Annotated in this window: 23 protein-coding genes; 15 read left to right on the forward strand and 8 right to left on the reverse strand. The window is 40.1% G+C overall.

Going from position 1 to position 24,262, the window contains the following annotated elements:
• Window positions 1-67: 67 nt before the first annotated feature.
• The gene (locus FTV28_RS08760; RefSeq protein ID WP_131261472.1) at window positions 68-1,510 is read left to right on the forward strand and encodes an aldehyde dehydrogenase family protein; all 1,443 of its coding nucleotides are present in this window, start codon (window positions 68-70) and stop codon (window positions 1,508-1,510) included.
• Window positions 1,511-1,625: 115 nt separating this feature from the next.
• Entirely contained in the window at window positions 1,626-2,303 is a 678-nt protein-coding gene (locus FTV28_RS08765) for an SOS response-associated peptidase family protein (RefSeq protein WP_179990146.1), read from the forward strand.
• A 54-nt stretch (window positions 2,304-2,357) separates the two neighbouring features.
• Here FTV28_RS08765 and FTV28_RS08770 read toward each other — a convergent pair whose 3' ends face one another.
• The gene (locus FTV28_RS08770; RefSeq protein ID WP_004976754.1) at window positions 2,358-2,822 is read right to left on the reverse strand and encodes a MarR family winged helix-turn-helix transcriptional regulator; all 465 of its coding nucleotides are present in this window, start codon (window positions 2,820-2,822) and stop codon (window positions 2,358-2,360) included.
• Between the two features lie 777 nt (window positions 2,823-3,599).
• Between FTV28_RS08770 and FTV28_RS08775 the strand changes: the two genes are divergently transcribed.
• A complete protein-coding gene (locus FTV28_RS08775) occupies window positions 3,600-5,123 on the forward strand; it encodes a TerC family protein (RefSeq protein ID WP_004976753.1) in 1,524 nt (507 codons plus the stop codon).
• 267 nt (window positions 5,124-5,390) lie between these two features.
• Here FTV28_RS08775 and FTV28_RS08780 read toward each other — a convergent pair whose 3' ends face one another.
• Window positions 5,391-6,251, reverse strand: coding sequence for an alpha/beta fold hydrolase (locus tag FTV28_RS08780; protein ID WP_179990148.1), 861 nt, complete (start codon window positions 6,249-6,251; stop codon window positions 5,391-5,393).
• A 140-nt stretch (window positions 6,252-6,391) separates the two neighbouring features.
• On the opposite strand from FTV28_RS08780, the gene FTV28_RS08785 reads away from it, so the two are divergent.
• Window positions 6,392-6,844, forward strand: coding sequence for a hypothetical protein (locus FTV28_RS08785; RefSeq protein ID WP_004976749.1), 453 nt, complete (start codon window positions 6,392-6,394; stop codon window positions 6,842-6,844).
• Between the two features lie 173 nt (window positions 6,845-7,017).
• Here FTV28_RS08785 and FTV28_RS08790 read toward each other — a convergent pair whose 3' ends face one another.
• Both FTV28_RS08790 and brnQ read right to left on the reverse strand, forming a co-directional pair.
• On the reverse strand, window positions 7,018-7,254 hold the full coding sequence (locus FTV28_RS08790; protein ID WP_004976747.1) for a hypothetical protein: 237 nt from the start codon (window positions 7,252-7,254) through the stop codon (window positions 7,018-7,020).
• A 572-nt stretch (window positions 7,255-7,826) separates the two neighbouring features.
• On the reverse strand, window positions 7,827-9,119 hold the full coding sequence (gene brnQ, locus FTV28_RS08795) for a branched-chain amino acid transport system II carrier protein (protein WP_154320787.1): 1,293 nt from the start codon (window positions 9,117-9,119) through the stop codon (window positions 7,827-7,829).
• Window positions 9,120-9,485: 366 nt separating this feature from the next.
• Between brnQ and FTV28_RS08800 the strand changes: the two genes are divergently transcribed.
• The 3 genes from FTV28_RS08800 (at window position 9,486) to map (ending at window position 12,227) form a co-directional block, all read left to right on the forward strand.
• Window positions 9,486-10,100, forward strand: a complete 615-nt coding sequence (locus FTV28_RS08800) for an IS607 family transposase (protein WP_168391406.1) — start codon at window positions 9,486-9,488, stop codon at window positions 10,098-10,100.
• On the forward strand, window positions 10,097-11,254 hold the full coding sequence (locus FTV28_RS08805; RefSeq protein ID WP_179990150.1) for an RNA-guided endonuclease TnpB family protein: 1,158 nt from the start codon (window positions 10,097-10,099) through the stop codon (window positions 11,252-11,254). The genes FTV28_RS08800 and FTV28_RS08805 overlap by 4 nt, the downstream gene beginning before the upstream one ends.
• 178 nt (window positions 11,255-11,432) lie before the next feature.
• Window positions 11,433-12,227 (forward strand): type I methionyl aminopeptidase, encoded by a 795-nt coding sequence (gene map / locus FTV28_RS08810; protein ID WP_004976729.1) that lies wholly within the window; start codon window positions 11,433-11,435, stop codon window positions 12,225-12,227.
• Window positions 12,228-12,450: 223 nt separating this feature from the next.
• Here map and FTV28_RS08815 read toward each other — a convergent pair whose 3' ends face one another.
• Window positions 12,451-13,350: a LysR substrate-binding domain-containing protein gene (locus FTV28_RS08815; RefSeq protein ID WP_004976726.1), complete on the reverse strand. Its 900-nt coding sequence runs from the start codon at window positions 13,348-13,350 to the stop codon at window positions 12,451-12,453.
• A 74-nt stretch (window positions 13,351-13,424) separates the two neighbouring features.
• Window positions 13,425-13,853, reverse strand: a complete 429-nt coding sequence (locus FTV28_RS08820; RefSeq protein ID WP_004976725.1) for an HD domain-containing protein — start codon at window positions 13,851-13,853, stop codon at window positions 13,425-13,427.
• A gap of 120 nt (window positions 13,854-13,973) precedes the next feature.
• Here FTV28_RS08820 and FTV28_RS08825 point away from each other — a divergent pair, with 120 nt between their 5' ends.
• The gene (locus tag FTV28_RS08825; RefSeq protein ID WP_167845971.1) at window positions 13,974-14,303 is read left to right on the forward strand and encodes a hypothetical protein; all 330 of its coding nucleotides are present in this window, start codon (window positions 13,974-13,976) and stop codon (window positions 14,301-14,303) included.
• A 94-nt stretch (window positions 14,304-14,397) separates the two neighbouring features.
• On the opposite strand, the gene glnG is transcribed toward FTV28_RS08825, so the two are convergent.
• Together glnG and glnL are read right to left on the reverse strand one after the other, a co-directional pair.
• Window positions 14,398-15,876: a nitrogen regulation protein NR(I) gene (gene glnG / locus FTV28_RS08830; RefSeq protein ID WP_096901419.1), complete on the reverse strand. Its 1,479-nt coding sequence runs from the start codon at window positions 15,874-15,876 to the stop codon at window positions 14,398-14,400.
• The gene (gene glnL, locus FTV28_RS08835; RefSeq protein WP_179990152.1) at window positions 15,863-16,972 is read right to left on the reverse strand and encodes a nitrogen regulation protein NR(II); all 1,110 of its coding nucleotides are present in this window, start codon (window positions 16,970-16,972) and stop codon (window positions 15,863-15,865) included. The genes glnG and glnL overlap by 14 nt, the downstream gene beginning before the upstream one ends.
• A 349-nt stretch (window positions 16,973-17,321) precedes the next feature.
• Between glnL and rimO the strand changes: the two genes are divergently transcribed.
• The 7 genes from rimO (at window position 17,322) to rseP (ending at window position 24,261) form a co-directional block, all read left to right on the forward strand.
• Window positions 17,322-18,665: a 30S ribosomal protein S12 methylthiotransferase RimO gene (rimO, locus tag FTV28_RS08840; protein WP_179988732.1), complete on the forward strand. Its 1,344-nt coding sequence runs from the start codon at window positions 17,322-17,324 to the stop codon at window positions 18,663-18,665.
• Between the two features lie 84 nt (window positions 18,666-18,749).
• Entirely contained in the window at window positions 18,750-19,478 is a 729-nt protein-coding gene (gene pyrH, locus FTV28_RS08845; RefSeq protein WP_004976712.1) for a UMP kinase, read from the forward strand.
• 88 nt (window positions 19,479-19,566) lie between these two features.
• Window positions 19,567-20,121, forward strand: a complete 555-nt coding sequence (gene frr, locus FTV28_RS08850) for a ribosome recycling factor (protein ID WP_004976711.1) — start codon at window positions 19,567-19,569, stop codon at window positions 20,119-20,121.
• Between the two features lie 3 nt (window positions 20,122-20,124).
• Window positions 20,125-20,877 carry a polyprenyl diphosphate synthase gene (gene uppS, locus FTV28_RS08855; RefSeq protein WP_004976709.1) on the forward strand — a complete coding sequence of 251 codons (753 nt, stop codon included), beginning with the start codon at window positions 20,125-20,127 and terminating at the stop codon, window positions 20,875-20,877.
• Window positions 20,878-20,880: 3 nt separating this feature from the next.
• Window positions 20,881-21,705 carry a CDP-archaeol synthase gene (locus FTV28_RS08860; protein ID WP_136143951.1) on the forward strand — a complete coding sequence of 275 codons (825 nt, stop codon included), beginning with the start codon at window positions 20,881-20,883 and terminating at the stop codon, window positions 21,703-21,705.
• Complete coding sequence (gene ispC / locus FTV28_RS08865; RefSeq protein ID WP_179988733.1) at window positions 21,706-22,902, forward strand: 1-deoxy-D-xylulose-5-phosphate reductoisomerase; 1,197 nt, start codon at window positions 21,706-21,708, stop codon at window positions 22,900-22,902.
• A 3-nt stretch (window positions 22,903-22,905) separates the two neighbouring features.
• The gene (gene rseP, locus FTV28_RS08870) at window positions 22,906-24,261 is read left to right on the forward strand and encodes an RIP metalloprotease RseP (RefSeq protein WP_179988734.1); all 1,356 of its coding nucleotides are present in this window, start codon (window positions 22,906-22,908) and stop codon (window positions 24,259-24,261) included.
• Window position 24,262: the final 1 nt, after the last annotated feature.

Genomic DNA, 24,262 nt, shown 5'->3' on the forward strand with positions numbered 1-24,262 from the left:
CTAGAAAAACATCAAGCTGCGGAGTAGAGTGAAAGTCATATATAAAAAGTAGCGCAAGGACAAATACATGCCAGCATATCAAGATTTGAATCAACAATTTATTGGCGGCAAGTGGTCGGTTGGGACATCTACTAAAACCATTCCAAACTTGAATCCATATCATCAAACTACAATTTTTGAGATGCAGGGCGCCAGCGTGGTAGATGTTGATAGTGCCTATAGTACAGCGCAAAAAGCTTTTGATGAACAATTGATTCAATCCACAAGTCTGCGTCAATACATCATTAAGAACTTAGAGCAAGTCATTCAGCAACGACGCGAAGAAATTATCCAGTGGCTGATTGATGAGTCGGGCAGTACCCGTTTAAAAGCCAATATCGAAGTCGATGCTGCTTTAGGGATTATTCAAGAAGCTGCACAATTTCCCGAGCAAATGACCACGACGCAACTGGAAAGCAAAGATCCGAAAGTCCGTAGTGTTGTTTTGCGTAAACCTTTGGGTGTTATTGCTGTGATCAGTCCGTGGAATTTCCCTTTCCATTTGTCTATGCGTTCAGTGGTTACAGCGATTGCTTGTGGTAATAGTGTAGTGCTCAAACCTGCCAGTGATACGCCAGTCACAGGTGGAACTATACTCGGTAAACTGTTCGAAGAAGCAGACTTGCCTGCAGGCGTACTCAATGTGGTGGCGGGTGCGAGTCGTGAAATTGGTGATTACTTTGTTGAGCATGTAACTCCTAAAATGATTTCATTTACAGGCTCTACAGAAGTTGGACAGCATGTAGGGCAACTGGCCGTTGCGGGTGAGCATTTAAAACGTGTCGCCTTAGAACTCGGTGGCAATGCACCTTTAGTCATTTTGGATGATGCAGATATAGATTTGGCCGTAGAACTAACTGTGATGGGGCGCTTTTTGCATCAAGGTCAAATTTGCATGAGTACCAATCGGGTCATTGTCGATCAGTCTATTTATGCAGCCTATCTTGAAAAATTGTTAGCAAGTGTGTCGCAATTAGTAGTAGGTGATCCGAATAAAAATGACACCTTGATTGGGCCAATTATTAATGCAGAACAGGTGAAAAAGCATCAGCATATTATTCAAAAAGCACAGGCGCAGGGTGCAGAATTGGTTTATGCGGGCGGGGTTACGGGGAACTTAGTTGCACCACATGTTTTTGTGAATGTCGCTGCCGATTCAGAAATTGTACAAAATGAAAGTTTTGGACCTATTTTACCGATTCTCAAAGCAGCAGATACCGCACATGCCTTACAGTTAGCGAACGATACACGCTATGGTTTATCTGCTGCTGTATGCACTACAAATGTAGAACGCGGTGCAGAATTTGCAGCACAGTTTGATGTTGGAATGACACATATTAATGGTATTACCGTTGCCGATCATGCCAATGCACCGTTTGGTGGTGAGAAAAACTCAGGCTTAGGTCGTTTTAATGGGCGCTGGATATTTGAAGAATTTACCCGCACGCATTGGCTGACATTGCCAGCTTAACGGTAATTATTTGTCCTGCGTTTTGTTTGAGTAAGAAGGAATGCGTGGGTGCGCACTTACTGTTCATGATCAAAACGCATAATATAGTGCGTGTGTCTAATCATCCAATTTGTATATGTGTGCCAATTTTAAACCAATAAGCATAGCGCAATTATCTGCATTAGGTCTGCCTGAAATTCCGTTTGAATATGCTGAAGAAGCGTATCCAAATTCGAGTGTGCCACTATTGTTTAAGTCTGAACAAGGTTTAGAGTGGCGCTCGGTGAATTTTGGCTTGATTCCCAAATGGGCGGAAGACAGAAGTATTGCGCAAAAAACCTATAATTGCCGTAACGAAACTTTATTAGAAAAACCAAGTTTTAGTGAAGCTGCTTATAAGTGTAAATTTGGCGCGATTGTTGTGTCAGAATTTTATGAATCCAAATATATAGACAGTAAACCGCAGCGTTGGGGTGTACGTCGTAAAGATGGACAGGCCTTTTTTATTGCAGCACTGTATGAAATTTGCCGTTTAAAGGATGGGCAAGGCACGGAAGAAATTGTCCGTTCTGCGAGTATGATTACCATGGACGCAATTGATCACGCGATGATGAAGGAATTGCATGAGCCTGGGCCAGTCAAACGTTCTGTTATTGTTATTCCACATGCACGTTTAGATGAATGGCTAAGTTTGAAAACACCGAACATACACAGCTTTGTGCAGGGCTTTCCTTTAGACGAGTTTGAGTGTTCACATGTACCAAAAGCAAAGATCGAAAAAGTAAGCCCCCAGCTCAATTTTTTCGATCTTTAAGTACATCTTGTGCTTATATAGGATAAGAACAGATGTGGAACAATAACGTGATGTTTAGCGTGCTAAATTATTAAAAATATGACGTAAACTTTCCATCATTTTTTCAATTTGTAGTGGAGTTAAACCATCAAATGACTGCTCTAAAACAACGCTAGTCAGATCATTAATTTTGTTGGTCATCTCATTACCTTTTTCAGTAAGCACGACACGAGTGATACGCGCATCATCATCACAAGAATAAGTTTCAACCAAACCTTCATCTTTTAAACGATAAACAATTTTAGTTGTAGTTGACATTTTTGACACCACCATGTCTGACAAATCAGACACACTCGCATGTGCTTTTGACCTTAATGCCAATAAAATACGACGGCGAGAATTATCTAAACCATACTTTTTAAGTGCCTGATCGACATTCTGTACATATTGAGCATGTACTTGTGTGACCCAATAATACGGAAATTGTTCAATATCATATTGGTCGGCGGATGGTAGAAATTTTGAATATTTCTTGGACATTGCATATTCCCTGCATTGTTTTAATTGTATTTTTGATATTTCACATTTTATGTGAAAACTCATGTGCTTAGCAAGATGCTTTCAGTGGCTAAAATTTGGTTGAAATCTGACGAAATATGATGAATCTCGATTTAGAAGCTGGCTTTGAAATGGCTATTTTTCCAAGCGCGTAGGCATTTGTTTAAGTTCAATCCATATTCATGTGTCATATCAATTAATCCTATAGAATTGTTTTAGTTTGGATTAGTAGTGAGTTATCTGGTTTTATAAGTTGAATTATCAATTTAACCATCAACTTAGGCTGCATTTTAGTTAAAAAAATACATTTGTACACTTGGCTTTTAGGTAAAAGTGCGGGTTATTGCGTTGAATTTTGCAAAAAAATTATAAGCTTTGGTCTAATCTTTTAACAATAGTTGTTTTTTATCAATATTTTAAGTTTAGATTAAAGTGTGGGTTGGCTTACAGTTGTAATCTATGACTAATGCGTCTAAAAATACATTACAATTCATTTGACATTTTTAATCCATTCTCACGGCTTTTGTTTGGCTGTCATCGCTCTAAAAAAATTAAGAATGTGAAAAATAAAGTAAAAACCATCTTATAGATCGTACTGTTTAGTTTTATTCAAAAAAATTAAAAATTTAATTACAAATGTTCAAGATTGTGCATAATTAAGCTATCTATTGCTAAAAAGGTTACTTTTATGGATCCGTCGCCGTGCGCAGGTCTACTTTATATTTCGATTTCTGCTAACTATCTCGGAGCTATGAACTAATGGAGTTTTTATTAGATCCGGGAATATGGGTTGGTTTAATTACACTTATTATTCTAGAAATCGTATTAGGTATTGATAACCTAGTCTTTATTGCAATTCTTGCAGAAAAATTACCCCCAGAACAGCGTGATAAAGCCCGTGTGATTGGCTTATCTTTAGCGTTGTTTATGCGTTTAGGATTGTTATTTGCAATCTCTTGGTTGGTTACTTTAACCGAACCGTTAATTACCTTATTTGAAAAAACCTTTTCAGGGCGTGACCTCATTCTCTTGGGTGGCGGTTTGTTCCTCGTCTATAAGGCGGTAGGAGAGTTGCATGAGAAGATGGAAGGCAAACCCGAAGTCAAAGTCACGACCAATGTGGTTTATGCAAGTTTTGCCGCAGTTGTAGCACAAATTGTTGTTCTAGATGCAGTTTTCTCTTTAGACTCAGTCATTACCGCAATTGGCATGGTCGACAACATCTATGTGATGATGGTTGCCATGGTGGTTGCAATGTTGGTGATGTTACTTGCATCTAAGCCATTAACTGCTTTTGTGAACCGTCATCCAACAGTGGTGATTTTGTGTTTAAGCTTCTTACTATTAATTGGTATCAGCTTGATTGCAGAAGGTTTTGGCTTCCATATCCCTAAAGGTTATATCTATTCGGGTATTGGTGTTGCGATTGCTATTGAAGCGTTTAACCAATTTGGTCAGCGCAATGTTGCAAAACATGAAGCAAAAATTCCGTTACGTCACCGTACTGCAGATTCAATTTTAAAATTGATGGGGGGGCGAGTTGAAACCAGTAGCCCTGATTTGCATAACGAAGCGCAAGAAGCGTTTGCAGATGAAGAACGCTACATGATTGGTGGTGTCTTGACCTTGGCAGAGCGTTCAGTCGCATCAATTATGACGCCACGTAGCCAAATTTCATGGGTCGATATTGAAGATTCACCTGAACAAATCCGCGAACAGATTCTATCTGTACCACACAGCTTATTCCCAGTGTGTCGTGGTAGTTTAGATAAAGTCATTAGTATTGTACGTGCCAAAGAGTTGTTGGATGTATTGGACGAAGAAGAAGAGCTTAAAGCTTTAATTAAACGTCAGCGTCCAATTTACATTTTTGAAAAAATGAAAGTGATTGATGCGATCAATACGTTACGTACCTCTAAAGGTTCTTTGGTTTTAGTCAGCGATGAGTTTGGTAATGTTCAAGGTTTGATTTCACCGCTTGATGTGTTTGAAGCGATTGCAGGTGAATTCCCTGATGCAGACGAACAGTTAGATTTGGTTAAAACCAATGAAAACGAATGGAAAGCAACAGGTATGCTGGATTTATACCAGCTTGAACTTGAACTGGGTATGATGGATCTGATTGAAGAAGATGCAGGCTACATTAGCGTTGCAGGTTTGATTTTAGATAAAACCCAAGGTGAAGTTCAGGTCGGCACGCAGTTGGATTATCAAGGTGTGCACTTTGAAGTGACAGAACTTGATGGTAACCGTATTAAAACTGTGATGATTCGCTTACGCTAATTACTAAGCTTTGAATTAAATCACTCAAAAAGCTCTACCGAAATGGTGGAGCTTTTTTATGGTGTAATAAAAAGATTGTGATGTTTCATCCTGAAAATGTGTATCAGCGATAAGTCTGGATTTTAAAAGCTGAACATGAAATGTGGCATGGAATAGAAAAAAAGAAACAACCAAACAGGATTACAAATTTGGTTGCTTAAACAGGGAAAAGAAAAAGCGAGAAACTAAAACAAATGTTTAATTTGTATGTGACTTCGCCACTAAAAATTAAACTGCCAATTGATTTTCAATCACATTCCATAAATTTCGATGTGACTTTTTAAACATCGCCATATGCCCAATGGCTTTATGCTGATAACGCTTTGGTTTAAGTTCAATCATATTAGTCGATGCATGGGGATAGAGACGGAGTAAATCTTTCACATTGGCTTCGGTGGCAATCTCATCATCCGAACTCCAAATAGCAGTAATCGGGCAACGAATTTCATCGTGATAATGCTGTGAAACTGTTTTGCCTATAGCATTGATGACATAGCCGGGTTTGCTACAAAATTGTGCCCATTGTTGGGCCACATTTTTAGGTAGGTTTTCGCCCATGCCAATTGCATTGGTTGGGCCATAACCATGTGTGATTCTGGCAAGTGGAAAAATAACTTTAAATATCACAGGGGCAAGTAGGCGAGTACGACCTTTTAAACCTTTTGTGTGGCCTGTAGAGCCTGAAACAGCTACGACTTTTGCCACTTTATGATATTCAGGATTAATCCCCAGTAATTGTCCGCCTGCGCTGTGTCCCAATAAAACCACTTGTTCAGCTTGCGTTTTTTGCAGCAAAGTATTTACTGCTGCAGGAATATCTAACTGCCCCCAATCAACAATACTGGCTTCACATTGTTTCAATGGTTCGTGTAACGAATCACCAATACCACGAAAATCAAAACACAGCACAGCATAGCCTTGTTCATTTAGCCATGTGGCAAAAGCGTGATAAAAATTCTTGGTAATGCCTGTCGCGGGACAAATCAAGACGGGTAGACGCTGTGCTTGTGTATATTGATTTGGATAATAACGGGCAGCGAGGGCATAACCATCTGCACATATAATATTTAAGCTTTCAAATGTGCTCATAATGTTTTAAGGATGATGAGAATAAAGTTACTTTACACGAGTTCCAAAAAGAAACTTGTATTTATTCTGACTCTAAAGTCAAGCTTAGTAGTCTGCGAGTGTAGTTAAATAGCCACACGAAAAATAAAAGAGTGTTAAACATGGAAAGTTTATCTTTGGCAGTGCGCCTTGCGATTATTTTCAGTGGAATATTTTTGTGGGTGGGGATGCTTACAGGCGTGTGGAAATATTGGCAAATTCGTGCTTCTGCCCAAGCGCGTGCTCATTATTATGTGGATATCGCACATCGCAGTAGTTTGTTATATGCACCTGCAAGTTTAATTTTAGCGGTCTTGGCTTATTTTTGTATTTGGGATGCCACTGTAATTTTAATTTGTGTGATTCTAAATTTAGTATTTTTTAGCTTTTCTATTCTGAGTTATATCTTGCATGGATTGCTTAAAGATACCACTAATCAATTTAAACAACCGCATCAAATTGCAGCATGGACATTGCCAAGTTGGTGCATGAGTTTGGCGATGCTGTTATTGATTGTGGCTGAATTGGGTGGGACTAGTGTGTTATTGCTTGGCGCAATCTATGGATTGTTGTAATTCTAATTGCTCAGTTTAATTTTTTCTTGGTAGCCCGTAGAAGATTTTGAGATTTTTGCTGTAGATCAGGAATGATGATTAGAATCTACTTTTTGAGTTTGGCGGCAGAGGAGTGATCCATCTGCCGCAAAGTGAAAGCGAAAAAGCTAAAATGAGTGGGTGCTAGGGTATGATTAATGAACTTCTACGTTTTTATGTTCACGAAACTTTTGGTCAATGGATGTCCAAATCGCAAAGGCTATACATACCAATAAGGCATATAAAAAATAGGTTGGTTTCAAGTTGCCTTGAATTGAGCCTTGGAGCAATAGGGTCAGCATCAGTGCAAAAGTGGTGCTTAAAAAAGTAACTAGATTTTGGTTAGCCTTCAGAGCGTTAATGAAGACTTGCGTATTGAAATGTGAAAACATCTCAATCCCTCCTTGTTATAAATCACTAAAATCAGAGCATTTTAGTCAGATTGGTTTTATTGTTCTACCTTGTTTAGCAAACTATTTCAAGCCCTTATAGTCATATTTTGATAAAAAACATCATTTTCATATGAAATACTACTATTTGTTATCATTTATTTACAAAATAATAAAAAGTAGTGTGTTTTTTAAGCCATTTAAATACGATTTCAATCGTACTTGCATATTTTATGCCAGCTAATTTTGAGGGCGACTATACGACTTTAGCGTTAATTTGAGCTCTGCTTAAAATGGGTGAATGATTTATTTTGTTTTAGTTTTTTATTGAAAATATTTTAATTTCATTTGTTTATTTATACCAAATAATTATTTGGGTTGCTATTATCATGACTGATAAATTGCCTTAAAAAGAGGCAGTTTTAGCACAAGAAACAATAAGTGCGGGTTTGGGTAAAACCTGACAATTATTGTCTAACTTAAATTCGTATTTGGATAAAACACGACTTTAATACAATACAGCTCGAAAATAGAGCATGACTTGAAAAAATAGCCGAGCTCGAAGTCCGTACTGGCTATTTTTTCATTCGATCATGAATTGTAGCGAATACAAAAATCAGTAATGCAGGAATCAACCAAGCGAGGTTTTGTTCACTCAGGGGAAAATTGGTCAGTGTGGTTGGCAAGAATCTAGCTAAGTCTGCGGCCTTCATTGCATCAATGATGCCAAAGAGCAATGCAACTGCGGCAGTAGGTGCAATCACGCGGGTTGGAATACGGAATAATCCCCAGAAAAAGCTGAGTAGAATGACCACAATTGCAGGTGGATAAATCGCGCTTAAAATAGGCACTGAAACTGCAATGAGTTTGGTGAGTCCAAGATTGGAAATAACAAAGGCAAAGCCCACTAAAATAAATACCCAACGGCGATAATGAATTTTAGTAATTTGCTCAAAATATCCAGCACATGCGCATGTCAGTCCAATTGCCGTAACCATGCAGGCAATAAAAATCATTGCAGCTAAAAATACCGAGCCAAATCCGCCAAAAGCATGTTGCACATAGGCATGTAAAATGACTGCACCATTACTGGCATTGGCGGCAACATCGTGACTGCCCATCCCCAGTTTAAATAGGCTTAGATAAACTAAAGTTAAACCGATCCCTGAAATTAAACTTGCCCATACCGCATAGCGGGTGATGAGTTTTTTATCAGTTACGCCACGTGAACGAATCGCATTAATAATCACAATCCCGAATACCAATGCACCTAAGGTATCCATAGTGAGATAACCGTTAATAAAGCCTTCAGATACAGGACTGTTCACATAATTGTGAATGGCAGGTGAAATTGTACCTGTCGGAATAATAAATGCAGTGATGCCTAAAATTAGTAATGACAGAATTTTAAGCGGGGAAAGTACATAGCCCACTGTATCTAAAATTTTGTGTGGATACAGTGAAACTAACATCACCAAGGCAAAATAGATGGCGCTATAAATGAATAAGGTGCTCGCGGAATCGCCAAAATAGGCAGAGAAACCAATTTCATAAGATACGGTAGCGGTACGTGGTGTGGCGAAAAGCGGGCCAACCGCTAAATAACAGACGACTGTTAAAATTAAGCTCGCGATTTTGCCTAAAGGCGAACTTAAAATTTGTATAGAACCTTCGACACGTGACAACGCCATAATGGTAATCACGGGTAAGCCAACTGCGGTAATGAGAAAACCGAGCGCAGCAAGCCAGACGTGTTCGCCCGCTTGCTGTGCCACGATAGGTGGGAAAATAATATTACCTGCACCAATAAACAGCGCAAAGGTCATAAAACCCAAGGCAATAATATCCCGTGTGCGTAAATTCGTCATGGGAGAGAAATAAGATGTAAACAAAAGAAAGCGATTTTAGTAGATCGAGCTATGATTTTCTAATTTATTTTATAGGTCATATGAATATTTTTTATGATATGTGTTTGTAGGCTATTTTAATCTTCACTATAAAAATTAAATAACTTACTGTTTATCTGATGTATTTTTGAAAAATGCTGATCCCACATAGTATAGATGGCTTATCTAGTATAAGTTTTGGTTGCTATTTTAAATGCGCAGTTCTTAAACAAAACTGTTGGTCGCATGACGATGGATACTTGTTTGGCAGCTTGAGCTGATTTTACAAGCCGAAAGGGTTAATAACTGCTAGTTGAAATCTACCTATTTCTATATTATTATATACAAATGAGTAGATATGTTAGTATTGGCGTTGCAGCTAAAACACTGGGTGTTTCCATCCAAACCCTAAGAAGATGGGATGAGGAAGGCACTTTAGTCGCAGATAGAACCCCAAAAAATCACAGACGTTACGATCTAAGCAAGATCACACCTGAACTTATCCATGATCTATCAATTCAGAACAGCCGAAAAACTATTGCTTATGCAAGAGTATCTAGTCACGATCAAAAGGCTGATCTTGAGCGACAAAAACAAGTTTTGGAAATGTACTGTGCCAAGCAGGGATGGACATTTGAGATTATTAGTGATTTAGGCTCAGGGATGAATTATCACAAAAAAGGGCTTAAGGCTCTTTTGGATGGAATTATTAATAATGAAATTGGTCGATTGGTTTTAACCCACAAAGATCGATTATTACGTTTTGGTGCTGAATTGGTTTTTGCTTTATGTGAAGCTCGGAATGTTGAAATTGTAATTATTAATCAGGGTGAAAATTTGAGTTTTGAGGAGGAACTGTCTCAAGATGTCCTGGAAATTATCACTGTATTTTCAGCACGATTATATGGAAGCCGAAGTAAAAAGAACCAAAAGCTAATACAGGCGGTCAAAGAAGCACTATGAGTCGATTTATACGAGGGCATATCATTGAATTGATGCCCAATAATAAACAAGCAAGCCATTTTGCTCAGGCAAGTGGTGTTGCTCGTTTGTCGTATAATTGGGCTTTAAGAGAGTGGCAGCGACAATACAAGGCTGATAAGGAATATCTAGATCAGTGTGAGTATTATGATGTTGCGGTGAATGAAATGCTTCTTAATAGACCTAAAGAGAGTAAATTAAGAAAGCACCTAAACACTTTTAAATTTGAAAAATATCCTTTCATGAAGAAAGTGACTAAGTGCGCACCACAGTTGGCGATTAAGCAGTTGGGTAGTGCTTTTGATAGATTTTTTAACGGCAAATCAGGATACCCCAAGCCAAGAAAAAAAGGCAAGGATGACCGTTTTTCATTATCAAATGATCAATTTAGCGTAAAGGGTCGGTCTATTAAAATCCCTAATTTGGGTTGGGTGAAAATGACTGAGAATCTGCGCTATAAGGGTAAAATTCTCTCGGCCAAAATATTTAAACAAGGTGGTAAGTGGTTTGTATCAATCGCTGTCGAACTCACCCAGATCGAAAAGCTTAAACCGAAAACAGGTTTAAGTATCGGTGTTGATTTGGGTGTCTCTAATCTTGCCACCCTTTCAAATGGTGAGGTTATTCCTTCTAATGCACCACTTAAAAGACAGCTTGCAAAACTAAGGCGACTCAACAAGTCTTTTAGTCGTAAGAAAAAAGGTAGTCAGAATCGAGAAAAAGCAAAAGCCAAGCTATCTCGCCTGCACTATAAAATTGCCTGTCTACGCAAGAATAATCTTCATCAAGTCACAACGGATTTGGTAACACGTTTTGATGTGATTGCGATTGAAGATTTGAATGTTAAAGGCATGTTGAGGAATCGTAAACTCGCAAGAGCTATATCCGATATGGGTTTTTATGAGTTTAAAAGGCAGTTGATTTATAAAGCCAAACAGCATGGAAAATCGGTACTTTCGGTTGGTCGATTCTTCCCAAGTAGTAAAATGTGTTCGTGCTGTGGTGAATTAAATCAATCTCTCACACTTTCTGCGCGAGAGTGGAAGTGCTTAGTTTGCCAAACCATCCAAAATCGTGATGTTAATGCATCAATTAATATCCTGCGATATGCGGATAAAGATTTAATCACTGCATAAGTGGTGATTAAGGCGGTGAGTTACACCGTGACAGCCTATGGAATTGAGGTAATCCCTAAAGCAAATGTTTTAGGTTCTTGATGGTGAAGTAGGAATTAAACATCAAACCCACATTGAGTAGGTTTGAGTAGGTTTTAAATAACGGCTATAATCTCAGGCTTCAGGTCAGGAGTTCATCATGCGTGCCCTTAAAGTCAGCATTAAATCAGAGCAAGATATTGAGAAATTACGCATTTCGGGGCGTTTGGCTGCTCAGGTGTTGCAGATGATTGGTGAGCATGTCAAACCCGGAGTCACGACAGAATACTTAGATGATTTGTGTCACGATTATATTGTAAATACCTTAAAAGTCATTCCTGCCAATGTGGGCTATCACGGTTATACCAAAACCACCTGTATTTCACCCAATGAAGTGGTCTGTCATGGTATTCCATCATCCAAAACCATTTTAAAAGATGGCGACATTATTAATATTGATGTGGCAGTGATTAAAGATGGTTTTTATGGTGATACCAGTCGTATGTACTATGTGGGTCAGGTGAAACCAGAAGCGAAAAAACTGGTCGATACCACTTATGAGGCGATGCGCGCAGGGATTCATGCGGTGAAACCGGGCGCGACTTTGGGCGATATTGGCTATGCCATTCAAAGTGTGGCGCATCGTGAAGGGTTTAGCATTGTGCGTGAATATTGCGGACATGGTATTGGGCAGGTGTATCACGAACAACCAAGTGTGCTGCATTATGGTCAGCCTGGACAAGGCTTGGTGCTTAAAAAAGGCATGGTATTTACCATTGAGCCGATGGTGAATGCGGGCAAAGCGCGTGTGAAAGAACTGAAAGATGGCTGGACGGTGGTGACGACAGATAAATCACTTTCTGCACAATGGGAACACATGGTTGCTGTGACTGATACAGGCTTTGAAGTGTTATCGCCGTGGCCAGAAGGTACGGGGAGTTATCCTGAAATTTAATGCACGAATGCTTTCAGGTTAAGACTGATAGATAAAACATCTTAGACTTTAGTTTTAAACTATTTGTTAAAAAATGAACAATCGCTATAATTGAAGTCAAAGATACTTGCTGTAGTTTCTTTGTTTTAGCTTTCTTATTTTAGATTGTAGTTTTCAAAGCTTATCTGTCTTAGATAAGCTTTTTTTTTGCTGTTTCGTATCTGAAATCAAAAGATCCTATGTGCTAACGAATGGTTAGCTTTTCGACCAAATAGTCGATAAATACACGTACAGCAGGTAATAAACCACGGCGTGATGGATAGACGGCATGGAAAATACCATGCGGTGCGTGCCAGTCGGGTAAAACACGAACCAATTCACCCGATGCAACATAATCTTCAACAATCGTGTCAGGCAACAACACAATGCCACAATTTTGTCGTGCCAATTGCGCTAGCATCATTAAATCTGAACCCATGACTGTAGGGTTGACCTTAATTTTTTTCGGTTGCTGTTGTTGATCATGCACAACCATGTATTGATCTAAATGCTCATCCGACATGCTTAAAATTTTATGATGACTTAAATCTTCAGGTTTTTTCAAATCGCCAAATTCATTCAAATAAGCCTGACTGGCAAATAGATGTTGTTCGATGTTGCTGAATTTGCGAATCACCAAACTTGGATCATCATCTAAATTTGAGCGGACACGCAGGGCAATGTCGATCCCTTCGTTGACGATATCGACACGACGGTTGCTGACAATTAGCTGTACTTTAATTTCAGGGTAGGCTTTCAAAAACTCAGGCAAGATTTTGGCAATTTCATTTTGTGCAATTGAAACAGGTAAGCTGACTTTAATTACACCACGCGGTTGAATACTTAGGTGATCGACCAAGTCGTGCGCGGCTTGGGCAGCATTCATCATTACTTGCGCATGCCGATACACATTCATACCAATTTCTGTGACCGCAAAATGACGTGAGCTGCGCTGAATTAAACGCACACCTAAGCGTTCTTCTAGGTTGTGTACGCGTCGGCTAAGTTTGGATTTTGGAATATCGGTGGCGCGTTCTGCTGCACTAAATCCACCATGTTCGACCACTTGGGCAAAACAATAAAAATCATCCAAATCTGTAAGCATGACTAAATTCCATTTATGCAACAATACTTAAATTAAAGTGGCATCGTTGCATGTTGTCAATCTTTAATTGTGCTTTATTGCTGTGCTTTTTGCAGAATCTCTAAAACTTGTCGGTATTCTTCTAAACGGGCTAAATCACGTGCTGTAGGATTGGGAATCCGCGTTAAATTCATGTTGTCTTGCACATCTGCAATTTTTACAGCACAGGCAAGCGGGTTTTGTGCAGTACGCATAGCCGCTTGAACACGAGTTTCATGCGGCAGTTTGGTGAGCGCCTGAATTGCTTGAATAATATGCGTTTGAAATCCTAAATTTTGCAGGTCTTGTGCTGTGGTGTGGGTATCTTCAAGAATGTCGTGCAGTACAGCGACAATTTGCTGATCGGGCTGTTGTAATTGCAACATTACACGTAAGGGATGCAAAATATAAGGCTGACCGCCTTTATCTAGCTGCCCTGTATGTTGTTGTACTGCAAGTGTAATTGCATTTTCTAGAGTTGCCATAAGTATAATTAAAAAAATTTCTATAATTATAAGCCGTGCTTAGCGCAAAATATAGAAATTGCTTGTTATGATGCAAACAGATTTTATGTTTATCTATTTTACTATTGGTGATGCTGCTCTATGCCATATCAACTCATTGAACTGAATACGCCTGCGACTGAAAATTTGCTTTGCCCACATTGCCAACATGCTGTTATTGATTGGGCAGAAGAACAATATATTCAGCCTTGCGAGCATACTTTGTTTGTCGCAATGGATTTGGGTTTTGAATATGCCTCAGATGTATTTGAACAAACCATGCCACGCAGTGTCGATGAAATTCATGCACATGATGATCAGTTGGATATGTGGCAAGAACTGACTTCAAGTCGTTATCCGCAATATTTGATTTATAAAACGGATTTAGGCGTGCAAGGTTTATCTCGCTATGTTGGATTTACCGCGGCTTAATTGCACTTAACTTAGAGAGTCTAAGATATAAAAATAGGGAAATTCAAAAGCTGAATTTCCCTATATTTTGATGGATTAGATATTTTTTCTGCGTTTAGCTCTCCATATCTTCTTCTATTTCATCATCGGCACTGTCCATTCCTAATTCTTTGAGTTTTCGCGTCAAAGTATTACGTCCCCAACCCAATAATTCAGCGGCATGACGTTTACGTCCACGGGTTTGTTGCAGTGCAGCATTAATTAAGGTGCGTTCAAACATTGGAATGGCGATATCCAGAAGTTTCATCTCGCCATTTTTTAACTTTTGTACTGCCCATTGCCCAAGTAATTCATCCCAATGCTGCATAGATACCCGATCTGCCACATGAAGCGCAGAATGTTCGGCTAATTTTTCAATTGGAATTTGCTTGAGTTCGGTTGGTAAATCTTCAGGATAGACCTCACGTCCTGTAATCATCACGGTAAGCCAGCGACAAGTGTTTTCCAATTGGCGCACGTTACCTTGCCACGGCAATTGCTGCATATATTCGACTGTTTCAGGACGCAATATTTTTGGACTCACGCCTAATTCTTTGCCTGCACGTGCCAAAAAGTGCTGTGCCAACATTGGAATATCTTCACTGCGATGCGCCAGTTTAGGAATATGAATCCGAATGACGTTCAGGCGATGATATAAGTCTTCACGGAAGCGTCCATCTTGTACCAGTTTTTCCAAATCCTGATGTGTTGCTGCGACAATCCGTACATCCACTTTGACAGGAATATGTCCACCAACCCGATAAAATTCACCATCTGCCAAGACGCGCAATAAGCGGGTTTGGGTTTCAAAAGGCATATCACCAATTTCATCTAAAAACAAGGTGCCGCCGTTGGCTTGTTCAAAGCGTCCCTGACGTTGTGTATTGGCACCTGTAAATGCACCTTTTTCATGTCCAAAAAGTTCGGTTTCAATCAAATCTTTCGGAATGGCTGCCATATTCAGCGCAATAAATGGTTTGCTGCTACGCGGTGAGTGTCGATGCAGTGCATGCGCCACCAACTCTTTGCCTGTACCTGATTCACCATTAATGAGCACAGTAATGTGTGATTGCGATAAACGACCAATCGCACGAAACACTTCCTGCATGGCAGGCGATTCACCAATAATTTCTGTCGATTGAATTGGCTGCACTGTCGATTTTGCAGATTCTTGCTGTTGTAGTTTGGTGATATGCAAAATTGCACGATTGACTAAAGCAAGTGCTTCATCAATATCAAAAGGCTTGGGTAGGTATTCAAATGCACCTGTTTGATAGCTAGATACTGCCGATTCTAAATCGGAGTGCGCAGTCATAATAATCACAGGCAAGTCGGGATAACTGACTTTGACTTTGCCAAGAAAAGTTAAACCATCAATTCCAGGCATGCGAATATCGGTCAAAATTACATCGGGTGCATCTTGGTTTAACTCATCTAGTGCAGACTGTGCTTCTTCAAAACTGGTGACTTCAAAACCTTCTTCTCTAAAAGTTTTTTCCAGTACCCAGCGCATTGCACGGTCATCATCAATCACCCAAATTTTATTTCGCGACATGACTCGCCTCCCAAGGTAAATATAAGCTAAATATTGTTTTTCCTGGAATGGATTGGCATTCAATCATTCCGTTATGTTGATGCATAATATTTTGTGCGATGCTCAAACCAAGTCCTGTACCGTTTGCGCGTCCAGTCACCAATGGATAAAACACGGATTCTAAAATGTCTTCAGGTACGCCTGGACCGTTATCTTCAATATCAACACGTACGGTAGAACGATTCAGCACACCATTAATGGTAACCAAGCGTTGAATACGAGTTCTTAAAATCAATTCAGGTCGATGCTCGGTAAAGAAATCGGGATGTTCGGTCATGGCTTGTACTGCATTGGCGCAAATATTCAGCATGACTTGAATCAATTGATCGCGGTCTGCCATGACTTCAGGTAAAGAAAGGTCATAATCACGGATAATATTTATTTTGTTTTTAGTTTGATTGACGATCAGGCTGCGCACCCGTTCTAAAGGTTCGTGAATATTGACCAGTTCATAGCTTGGTAGTTGGCGTGAGCCGAGCATGGTATCGGCCAAGTTTCTTAAACGATCTACCTCGCTAATAATAATGTCGGTAAATTCATCATATTTCGGGTCATTTAAACTTCGTGCTAACAGTTGTGTCGCACCACGAATTCCTGCAAGCGGGTTTTTAATTTCATGTGCCACACCACGAATCAGCTGACGTGCGACTTGATGCTGTTGAATAAAGTTTTCTTCTTTGGAAATTTTGAGCATCCGATCAATCGGATTCAATTCAATCAGCAAAAGAGGATGATAAGGCTTGCCTGCATTTAACTGTGATGCAGTGTAATCGACATGAATATCTTTAAAATTGACATTAATGGTCGCTTCACGGCGGGTGTAGGGTTGACCAGTTTTGATGGTATTCAGGAAAGCCTCTTGCGTATTGAACTCATCATCAGGCATGTGCAGCAGATTTAAAACAGGTTGTCCTGATGCACGAATTAAACTGATATCAAACAAGGCTTCACACGAAGAATTTAAATAAAAAATATTCAGGTCACGGTCAACCAATAAAATTGCAGTGCTTAAGTTGTCTACCAAGAGGCGGTAGTCAATGCTCTGGGTGTGATCCATTAGCGAATACTTCCTGTATTAAAATAGCGCAAGGGTATTATCATGTAGCAGCCATGTTCCAAATTTGGATCGAAGTGAGGCGAATTAAGCAAAATGCACGCCAACTTTAAGTTTTTAGTGCATTTATCTTCGCAAGTTCAAAAAAATGCGCTGCAACTGGACTGAATTTTCAAGATATAACGGATAACAGAAACACTGTAAATAAAAAATGCATTAAAATGGTGCAATAAATAAATCATTCAGCCTGAATGGTTGTATTTTGGTGCATTATGCAAAGAGTCGGCTATTTCTCTATTTTTATGCAAAGAAAAGTCATACAATACGCGCATTCTAGTGGAGTGCAGATTCTATGAAATCCCCCAAAGTCGGTTTTGTTTCTTTAGGTTGTCCTAAGGCATTGGTAGATTCCGAACGAATTTTAACTCAGTTAAAAACTGAAGGTTACGATGTTGCATCTGATTATGATGGTGCAGACTTAGTTGTTGTCAATACATGTGGTTTTATTGAATCTGCAGTACAAGAGTCCTTAGACGCGATTGGCGAAGCCATGAATGCCAATGGTCGTGTCATTGTGACAGGTTGCTTGGGTAAAGATGAAGATAAAATTCGTCAAATGCATCCCAACGTATTAAAAGTGACTGGCGCAGCTGCTTATCAGGACGTGATGGAAGCGGTGCATCAATATGTTCCTGAGCCACCAAAACATAATCCATTTATTGATTTGGTACCTGAACAAGGCATTCGTTTGACGCCTAAACATTATGCCTATCTTAAAATTTCAGAAGGCTGTAACCATCGCTGTACTTTCTGCATCATTCCAAGCATGCGTGGCGATTTAGTTTCGCGTCCTGTGGGTTCGGTATTAGAAGAAGCTGCGGCACTGAAACGTGCAGGCGTAAAAGAAGTATTGGTAATTTCTCAAGATACTTCTGCCTACGGCGTAGATACCAAATACAAATTGGACTTTTGGAACGGTCAGCCTCTTAAAACCAAATTCTATGATATGTGTGAAGCCTTAGGGCAATTGGGTATTTGGGTGCGTTTGCACTATGTCTATCCATATCCGCATGTGGATGCTGTAATTGATTTAATGGCACAAGGCAAAATTTTGCCTTATTTGGATATTCCATTCCAACATGCCAGCCCGAAAGTATTAAAGTTGATGAAGCGACCTGCGCACAGCGAAAACACGTTGGAGCGTTTAAAACTTTGGCGTGAAAAATGCCCTGAGCTGGTGATTCGTTCAACCTTTGTGGTGGGTTTTCCAGGCGAAACAGAAGAAGATTTCCAAATTTTGCTCGAGTGGCTAAAAGAAGCGCAATTAGACCGTGTTGGTTGCTTTACTTATTCACCTGTTGAAGGTGCGGCAGCAAACGACTTGCCAGATCATGTGCCAGAAGAAATCAAGCAAGAACGCTATGAGCGTTTTATGCAGGTTCAGCAAGAAATTTCAGCAGCTAAACTGCAAAAACGTATTGGTCAAACCATGACCGTGTTGGTAGATGATTTGGAAGAAGAATTTCCAGTCGCAGTGGCACGTTCTTATGCAGATGCGCCAGAAATTGATGGCAACGTCTTTGTAGAAGATATTGACAAGAGCGTGATTAAAGCAGGTGATTTACTTGAAGTTGAAATTACCGATGCCGATGAATACGACTTATTTGCCAAGCTGATTCAGGTCAAATCTGCATAATGCTTTGCAGATTTGGATTGCTAGCTGTAAGCCATACAAATTGTAAAAAATTAAAGTTTAGAATTTAGAATTGGAGTAATGACAATGTTAGATTCAAAAAAGCCACGTTATGCACGTATCTTGTTGAAACTATCGGGTGAGGCACTTGCGGGTAATAAAGACATGGGGATTGATGCGCAAGTGCTCGATCAAATGTCTTTGGCAATTGCACACTTGGTCGGTTTAGGTGTGCAAGTGGGTATTGTTGTCGGTGGTGGTAACTTATACCGTGGCAGCCAATTACAAAAAGATGGCTTAGTTGGCCGTGTAACAGGCGACCAAATGGGTATGTTGGCAACGGTGATGAACGGTTTAGCCATGCGTGATGCCTTGGTGCGCCGTAACATCAAAACCCGTTTAATGTCTGCATTGCCTATTGGTACAGTGGTTGAGTCTTACTCAAGCCGTGATGCGATTCGTCACCTGACTCAAGGTGAAGTGTGTGTGTTCGTTGCGGGTACAGGCAATCCATTCTTTACCACAGATACAGCAGCATGTTTACGTGGTATCGAAATCGAAGCTAACTTGATCTTAAAAGCGACCAAAGTAGATGGCGTATATAACAAAGATCCAAGCAAATACGAAGATGCGGTGAAATATGACACACTTACATTTGACCAGGTGTTGGATGAAAAATTAGGTGTTATGGATTTAACTGCAATCTGCTTATGCCGCGATCACAATGTGCCGTTGCAAGTTTTTGATATGAATAAAGCAGGTGCATTGCTTTCTGTAGTGATGGGCGAAAAAGAAGGTACTCACGTTACGAACTAATGTACGTGAGCCACAAAGCTCTTTATACTACGGTCTAATTTAACCCTATATTTTGACTCAAATTTTAGAATACAGTAAGGAAGATCTTATGATTAACGATCTTAAAAAAGACAGCGAAGAACGTATGAGCAAGACTTTAGAGTCTTTAGAACATGGTTTTGCCAAAGTACGTACAGGTCGTGCACATCCATCAATTTTAAATGGTGTGATGGTTTCTTACTACGGTTCCGATGTGCCACTTAACCAAGTAGCCAACATTGGTGTAGAAGATTCACGTACCTTATTGGTTCAGCCATTTGAGCGTTCAATGGTGTCTGCAATTGATAAAGCAATTCGTGAGTCAGATTTGGGTCTAAACCCAATCACAGCCGATGCAATTCGTGTACCGCTTGCAGCATTGACTGAAGAAACTCGTCGTGACATGCAAAAAGTTGCGCGTTCTGAAGCAGAAAATGCCAAAGTTGCTATTCGTAACATCCGCCGTGATGTATTGGGCGACATCAAAGCATTATTGAAAGAAAAAGAAATTTCTGAAGATGATGAGCGCCGTGCAGCAGATGACATCCAAAAAATCACAGACAAATACGTTGCAGAAGTAGACAAGCGTCTTGCTGCAAAAGAAGCTGAGTTGATGAAGGTCTAATCAATGACCACATCGGAAGACAGCGCGTCTTTGCCAAAACATGTTGCCATCATTATGGATGGCAACAATCGTTTTGCAAAAAAAAATCAAATGCAAAAAGGGGAAGGACATCGCTCTGGTAAAGATGTACTTGACCCGATTGTTGAACATTGTAGAAAAAAACACATTCAAGCTTTAACCGTTTTTGCTTTTTCGAGTGAAAACTGGAATCGTCCGCAGTTTGAAGTGGATTTACTCATGCAATTGCTGGAAACCACAATTCATGAGCAATTACCACGCATGGAAAAATTCAATATTGCCTTACGTTTTATTGGTGACCGTTCACGTTTGTCGCCGCATTTGCGTGAGTTAATGTTGCATGCCGAACAAAGGACTGCTAATTTCAACAGCATGACACTCACAATTGCCATTAGTTATGGTGGTATGTGGGATATGGCACAAGCTGCAAAACAAATTGCAGCAGATGTTGTGGCGCATAAAATTGATATTGAACAAATAGATACACAACTTTTTGGTCAATATGTCAGTCTTGCAGACCTACCACCTGTCGATCTGTTGATTCGTACAGGTGGCGATTTTAGATTGTCCAACTTTTTACTTTGGCAAGCTGCGTATGCTGAATTGTATTTTACCCAAACCTTGTGGCCTGAATTTAGCATAGAAGAATTTGACGATGCACTGGCAGTATTTGGTGGTCGCGAACGTCGTTTTGGTAAAACTTCTGAGCAAATTCAACAAGAGAAAATTGAGAATTAATACATGTTAGAGCGGATTATTACCGCATTGGTATTGGTTGCTGTGGTGTTGAGTTGTATGTTTGCAACTCAGTCGCACTATCCAATGTTTATGCTGATGATTGTTGCAGCAGGGGTTGCGGGCTATGAGTGGTTCAAACTCATGCCAAGAAAAACTAAATATGTCCTCAAACCTGTGGCTTGGGGCTTTGGTGTATTGACTGCCGCTTTGGCAGCAATGGCACTTTATTTTAGTGATATTGCCTTGTTACTTTGGGCAGCTTCTATTTTGACATGGTTACTCAGTATTTATTGGGTCAAGTCTTATCCAGAATACGATGCATGGTATAACCCAAGCTTAAGTTTTATTGGTTTTATTCTAATTTCTGCTGCGGTCACTGCAATTTTTTCCGTATGGAATAGTTCGCCGTGGTGGTTAATGTACTTGTTCTTGTTGGTTTGGGGTGCAGACTCAGGTGCTTATTTTGTTGGGCGTAAACTGGGCAAGAAAAAACTTGCACCGAATGTCAGTCCAAACAAATCAGTAGAAGGCTTATATGGCGGTGTTTTTACTGCCATGCTAATCGTGATTGTTGTTGAAGTGGTGTATTTAGACCTGACTTTGGCACAACATATTTTATTCCTGATTCTTTCGGTGATTACGGTATTTAGCTCGGTATTGGGCGATTTATTTGAATCCATGATCAAACGCCGTGCAGGTATTAAAGACTCTGGGCGCGTCTTGCCAGGTCATGGTGGTGTGCTAGATCGGATTGATTCTTTGCTTGCAGCAGCTCCAATTTTTGCTGCGGGTATGTATGTTTTAAAACTTATTGGCGTAGATTTATAAATGTCACAAGCTGTTTGTATCTTGGGTGTGACAGGTTCAATTGGACAAAGCACCCTAAAAGTACTGCAACAACATCCAGAGCAGTATTCAGTTTTTGCCGTGACGGCGCACAGCCGAATTCAAGAACTGGTTCAAATATGCAAACAGTACCATCCTAAAATTGTGGTTGTACCTGCGTCAAAAGTTGATGAGTTACAGCAATCACTTGCACAGCAACATATTTCTGAAATTGAAATTCTAAGCGATGAAGCGGGTCTAATCGCAGTTGCCGAACATCCTGAAGTGGATGTGGTAATGGCAGCCATTGTTGGTGCGGCAGGTTTGTTACCTACACTGGCTGCGGTTAAAGCGGGTAAACGCGTATTATTGGCCAATAAAGAAGCTTTGGTGATGTCGGGTGACATCATGATGCAGGCGGCACGTGAACATGGAGCTTTGTTATTGCCTGTAGATTCTGAACATAACGCGATTTTCCAATGTTTGCCTGAACATTATTTACAGGCTGAGCGGAATGGACAACCTAAGTTAGGTGTATCACAAATTTTACTGACTGCTTCGGGCGGCCCATTTTTAAACCACAGCCTAGAAGAACTGCAACACGTTACTCCTGCACAAGCTTGCAAACATCCAAATTGGTCTATGGGACAAAAAATTTCGGTAGATTCTGCAACCTTAATGAACAAAGGTTTGGAATTAATCGAAGCGTGTCATCTTTTTGCAATTTCAGAACACTTTGTTACAGTGGTGGTGCATCCACAGAGTATTATTCATTCCATGGTTCAATATGTGGATGGTTCAACTTTGGCGCAAATGGGTAATCCTGATATGTGTACGCCAATTGCGCATGCTTTGGCGTGGCCGCAGCGTATCCAAACGCATGTTCCGCCTTTAGATTTGTTTGTCAATCATCAGCTTGATTTTCAAGCACCCGATACCACCCGTTTTCCTGCTTTAAGTCTGGCACGTCAAGCCATGCAAGAAGGTGGTTTAGCACCTGCTATTTTAAACGCAGCAAACGAAATTGCAGTTGCAGCATTCTTGCAGCAAAAAATTCGTTTTACCGAAATCGCGACAGTGGTTGAGCATACCCTGAACCAAATACAAAATTCAGCCGCAGAAAGCATTGAACTGATTTTGCAGGCAGACCAAAATGCCCGTGCTGTTGCACAGCATTTTGTGTTGAATAAAGGAAGCTAAAGCATGAGTGCCTTATTTATTGTGGTTGCAGCGATTCTTTTGCTAGGACCTTTAATTGCAATTCATGAGTTTGGGCACTACTTTGTTGCACGTAAATTAGGTGTCAAAGTTTTGGTGTATTCCATCGGCTTTGGACCGACCATTTTAAAATGGACTTCTAAAAAATCGGGGATTCAATATCAGCTTTCGGCATTGCCTTTGGGTGGCTATGTCAAAATGCTAGATGAACGCGAAGAAAGCGTTGCAGAAGAAGACCTACCTTATGCCTTTAACCGTCAGCATCCGTGGAAACGTATTGCGATTGTGGCAGCAGGTCCGTTAATCAACCTGATTTTTGCCATATTATTGTTCTGGCTATTATTTTTACCCTCTCAAGAACAGTTGAATACCCGTGTGGGTAAGGTACTGGCAGATACACCTGCGGCGGCAGCGCAAATGCAAGTAGGTGATAAGATTACCGCCATTGATGGTACGCCTGTGACGACATGGGAAAAGCTGAACTTTGCCTTGGTAGATCGTGTAGGTGAAACAGGCAAGATTCAGGTACAGGCCGAACGTGCAGGTGAAATCAAAACATTTAGCTTACCCATTCAAAATTTCTTAAATGATCAATCCCAATCACCTTTAGATATCTTGGGTTTTACACCGTATCGCCCACAAATTCCTGCAATTGTCAGTAAGTTAAGTGAAGATGGTGCGGCCATTCGTCAAGGTATGCAAGTCGGCGATCAAATTATTGCGATTGATGGCGTCAAAATGAATGACTGGTACGATGTGGTACAAGTTGTTCAAGTATCGCCAGAAAAATTACTGAAAGTAGATGTGCTGCGTAACAATCAAGTACAGCAACTGGAAGTGATGCCGCAAGGCAAACGTGACAATATGGGCAATGTTTCGGGTGTATTGGGTGTGCAAAGTGATCCTGGAAAAATTGTCATTCCAGAAGATTTTAAGCAAACCATTCAATACAGCCCGAGTGAAGCTTTATTTATGGCGGTAGATAAAACAGGTCAGCTGTCTAGCATGATTCTGAATTCTATTGTCAAAATGGTACGTGGTTTAATTGGTTTAGATAACTTATCAGGCCCAATTACTATTGCCAAAGTCGCAGGGCAAAGTGCGGAAATGGGGTGGCAAACTTTTATTTCCTTTATGGCACTTATGAGCGTAAGCTTAGGAATTCTAAATTTATTGCCAATTCCAATGTTGGATGGCGGGCATTTAGTTTATTATTTTATCGAGCTGATTCGTGGAAAACCTGTTTCTGAACAAATACAATTAGTTGGTTTAAAAATTGGTATGGTACTGCTTGGAAGTATGATGCTCCTTGCATTATTTAATGACATTATGCGTTTATAAC

It is taken from the genome of Acinetobacter sp. YH12252, from assembly GCF_013417365.1.
Lineage (GTDB): Bacteria > Pseudomonadota > Gammaproteobacteria > Pseudomonadales > Moraxellaceae > Acinetobacter > Acinetobacter towneri.

Bases quoted from the DNA above. Each gene is read 5' to 3' on its own strand.
- FTV28_RS08760 (WP_131261472.1), top strand. From the start codon at position 68: ATGCCAGCATATCAAGATTTGAATCAACAATTTATTGGCGGCAAGTGG.
- FTV28_RS08765 (WP_179990146.1), top strand. From the start codon at position 1,626: ATGTGTGCCAATTTTAAACCAATAAGCATAGCGCAATTATCTGCATTA.
- FTV28_RS08770 (WP_004976754.1), bottom strand. From the start codon at position 2,822: ATGTCCAAGAAATATTCAAAATTTCTACCATCCGCCGACCAATATGAT.
- FTV28_RS08775 (WP_004976753.1), top strand. From the start codon at position 3,600: ATGGAGTTTTTATTAGATCCGGGAATATGGGTTGGTTTAATTACACTT.
- FTV28_RS08780 (WP_179990148.1), bottom strand. From the start codon at position 6,251: ATGAGCACATTTGAAAGCTTAAATATTATATGTGCAGATGGTTATGCC.
- FTV28_RS08785 (WP_004976749.1), top strand. From the start codon at position 6,392: ATGGAAAGTTTATCTTTGGCAGTGCGCCTTGCGATTATTTTCAGTGGA.
- FTV28_RS08790 (WP_004976747.1), bottom strand. From the start codon at position 7,254: ATGTTTTCACATTTCAATACGCAAGTCTTCATTAACGCTCTGAAGGCT.
- brnQ (WP_154320787.1), bottom strand. From the start codon at position 9,119: ATGACGAATTTACGCACACGGGATATTATTGCCTTGGGTTTTATGACC.
- FTV28_RS08800 (WP_168391406.1), top strand. From the start codon at position 9,486: ATGAGTAGATATGTTAGTATTGGCGTTGCAGCTAAAACACTGGGTGTT.
- FTV28_RS08805 (WP_179990150.1), top strand. From the start codon at position 10,097: ATGAGTCGATTTATACGAGGGCATATCATTGAATTGATGCCCAATAAT.
- map (WP_004976729.1), top strand. From the start codon at position 11,433: ATGCGTGCCCTTAAAGTCAGCATTAAATCAGAGCAAGATATTGAGAAA.
- FTV28_RS08815 (WP_004976726.1), bottom strand. From the start codon at position 13,350: ATGCTTACAGATTTGGATGATTTTTATTGTTTTGCCCAAGTGGTCGAA.
- FTV28_RS08820 (WP_004976725.1), bottom strand. From the start codon at position 13,853: ATGGCAACTCTAGAAAATGCAATTACACTTGCAGTACAACAACATACA.
- FTV28_RS08825 (WP_167845971.1), top strand. From the start codon at position 13,974: ATGCCATATCAACTCATTGAACTGAATACGCCTGCGACTGAAAATTTG.
- glnG (WP_096901419.1), bottom strand. From the start codon at position 15,876: ATGTCGCGAAATAAAATTTGGGTGATTGATGATGACCGTGCAATGCGC.
- glnL (WP_179990152.1), bottom strand. From the start codon at position 16,972: ATGGATCACACCCAGAGCATTGACTACCGCCTCTTGGTAGACAACTTA.
- rimO (WP_179988732.1), top strand. From the start codon at position 17,322: ATGAAATCCCCCAAAGTCGGTTTTGTTTCTTTAGGTTGTCCTAAGGCA.
- pyrH (WP_004976712.1), top strand. From the start codon at position 18,750: ATGTTAGATTCAAAAAAGCCACGTTATGCACGTATCTTGTTGAAACTA.
- frr (WP_004976711.1), top strand. From the start codon at position 19,567: ATGATTAACGATCTTAAAAAAGACAGCGAAGAACGTATGAGCAAGACT.
- uppS (WP_004976709.1), top strand. From the start codon at position 20,125: ATGACCACATCGGAAGACAGCGCGTCTTTGCCAAAACATGTTGCCATC.
- FTV28_RS08860 (WP_136143951.1), top strand. From the start codon at position 20,881: ATGTTAGAGCGGATTATTACCGCATTGGTATTGGTTGCTGTGGTGTTG.
- ispC (WP_179988733.1), top strand. From the start codon at position 21,706: ATGTCACAAGCTGTTTGTATCTTGGGTGTGACAGGTTCAATTGGACAA.
- rseP (WP_179988734.1), top strand. From the start codon at position 22,906: ATGAGTGCCTTATTTATTGTGGTTGCAGCGATTCTTTTGCTAGGACCT.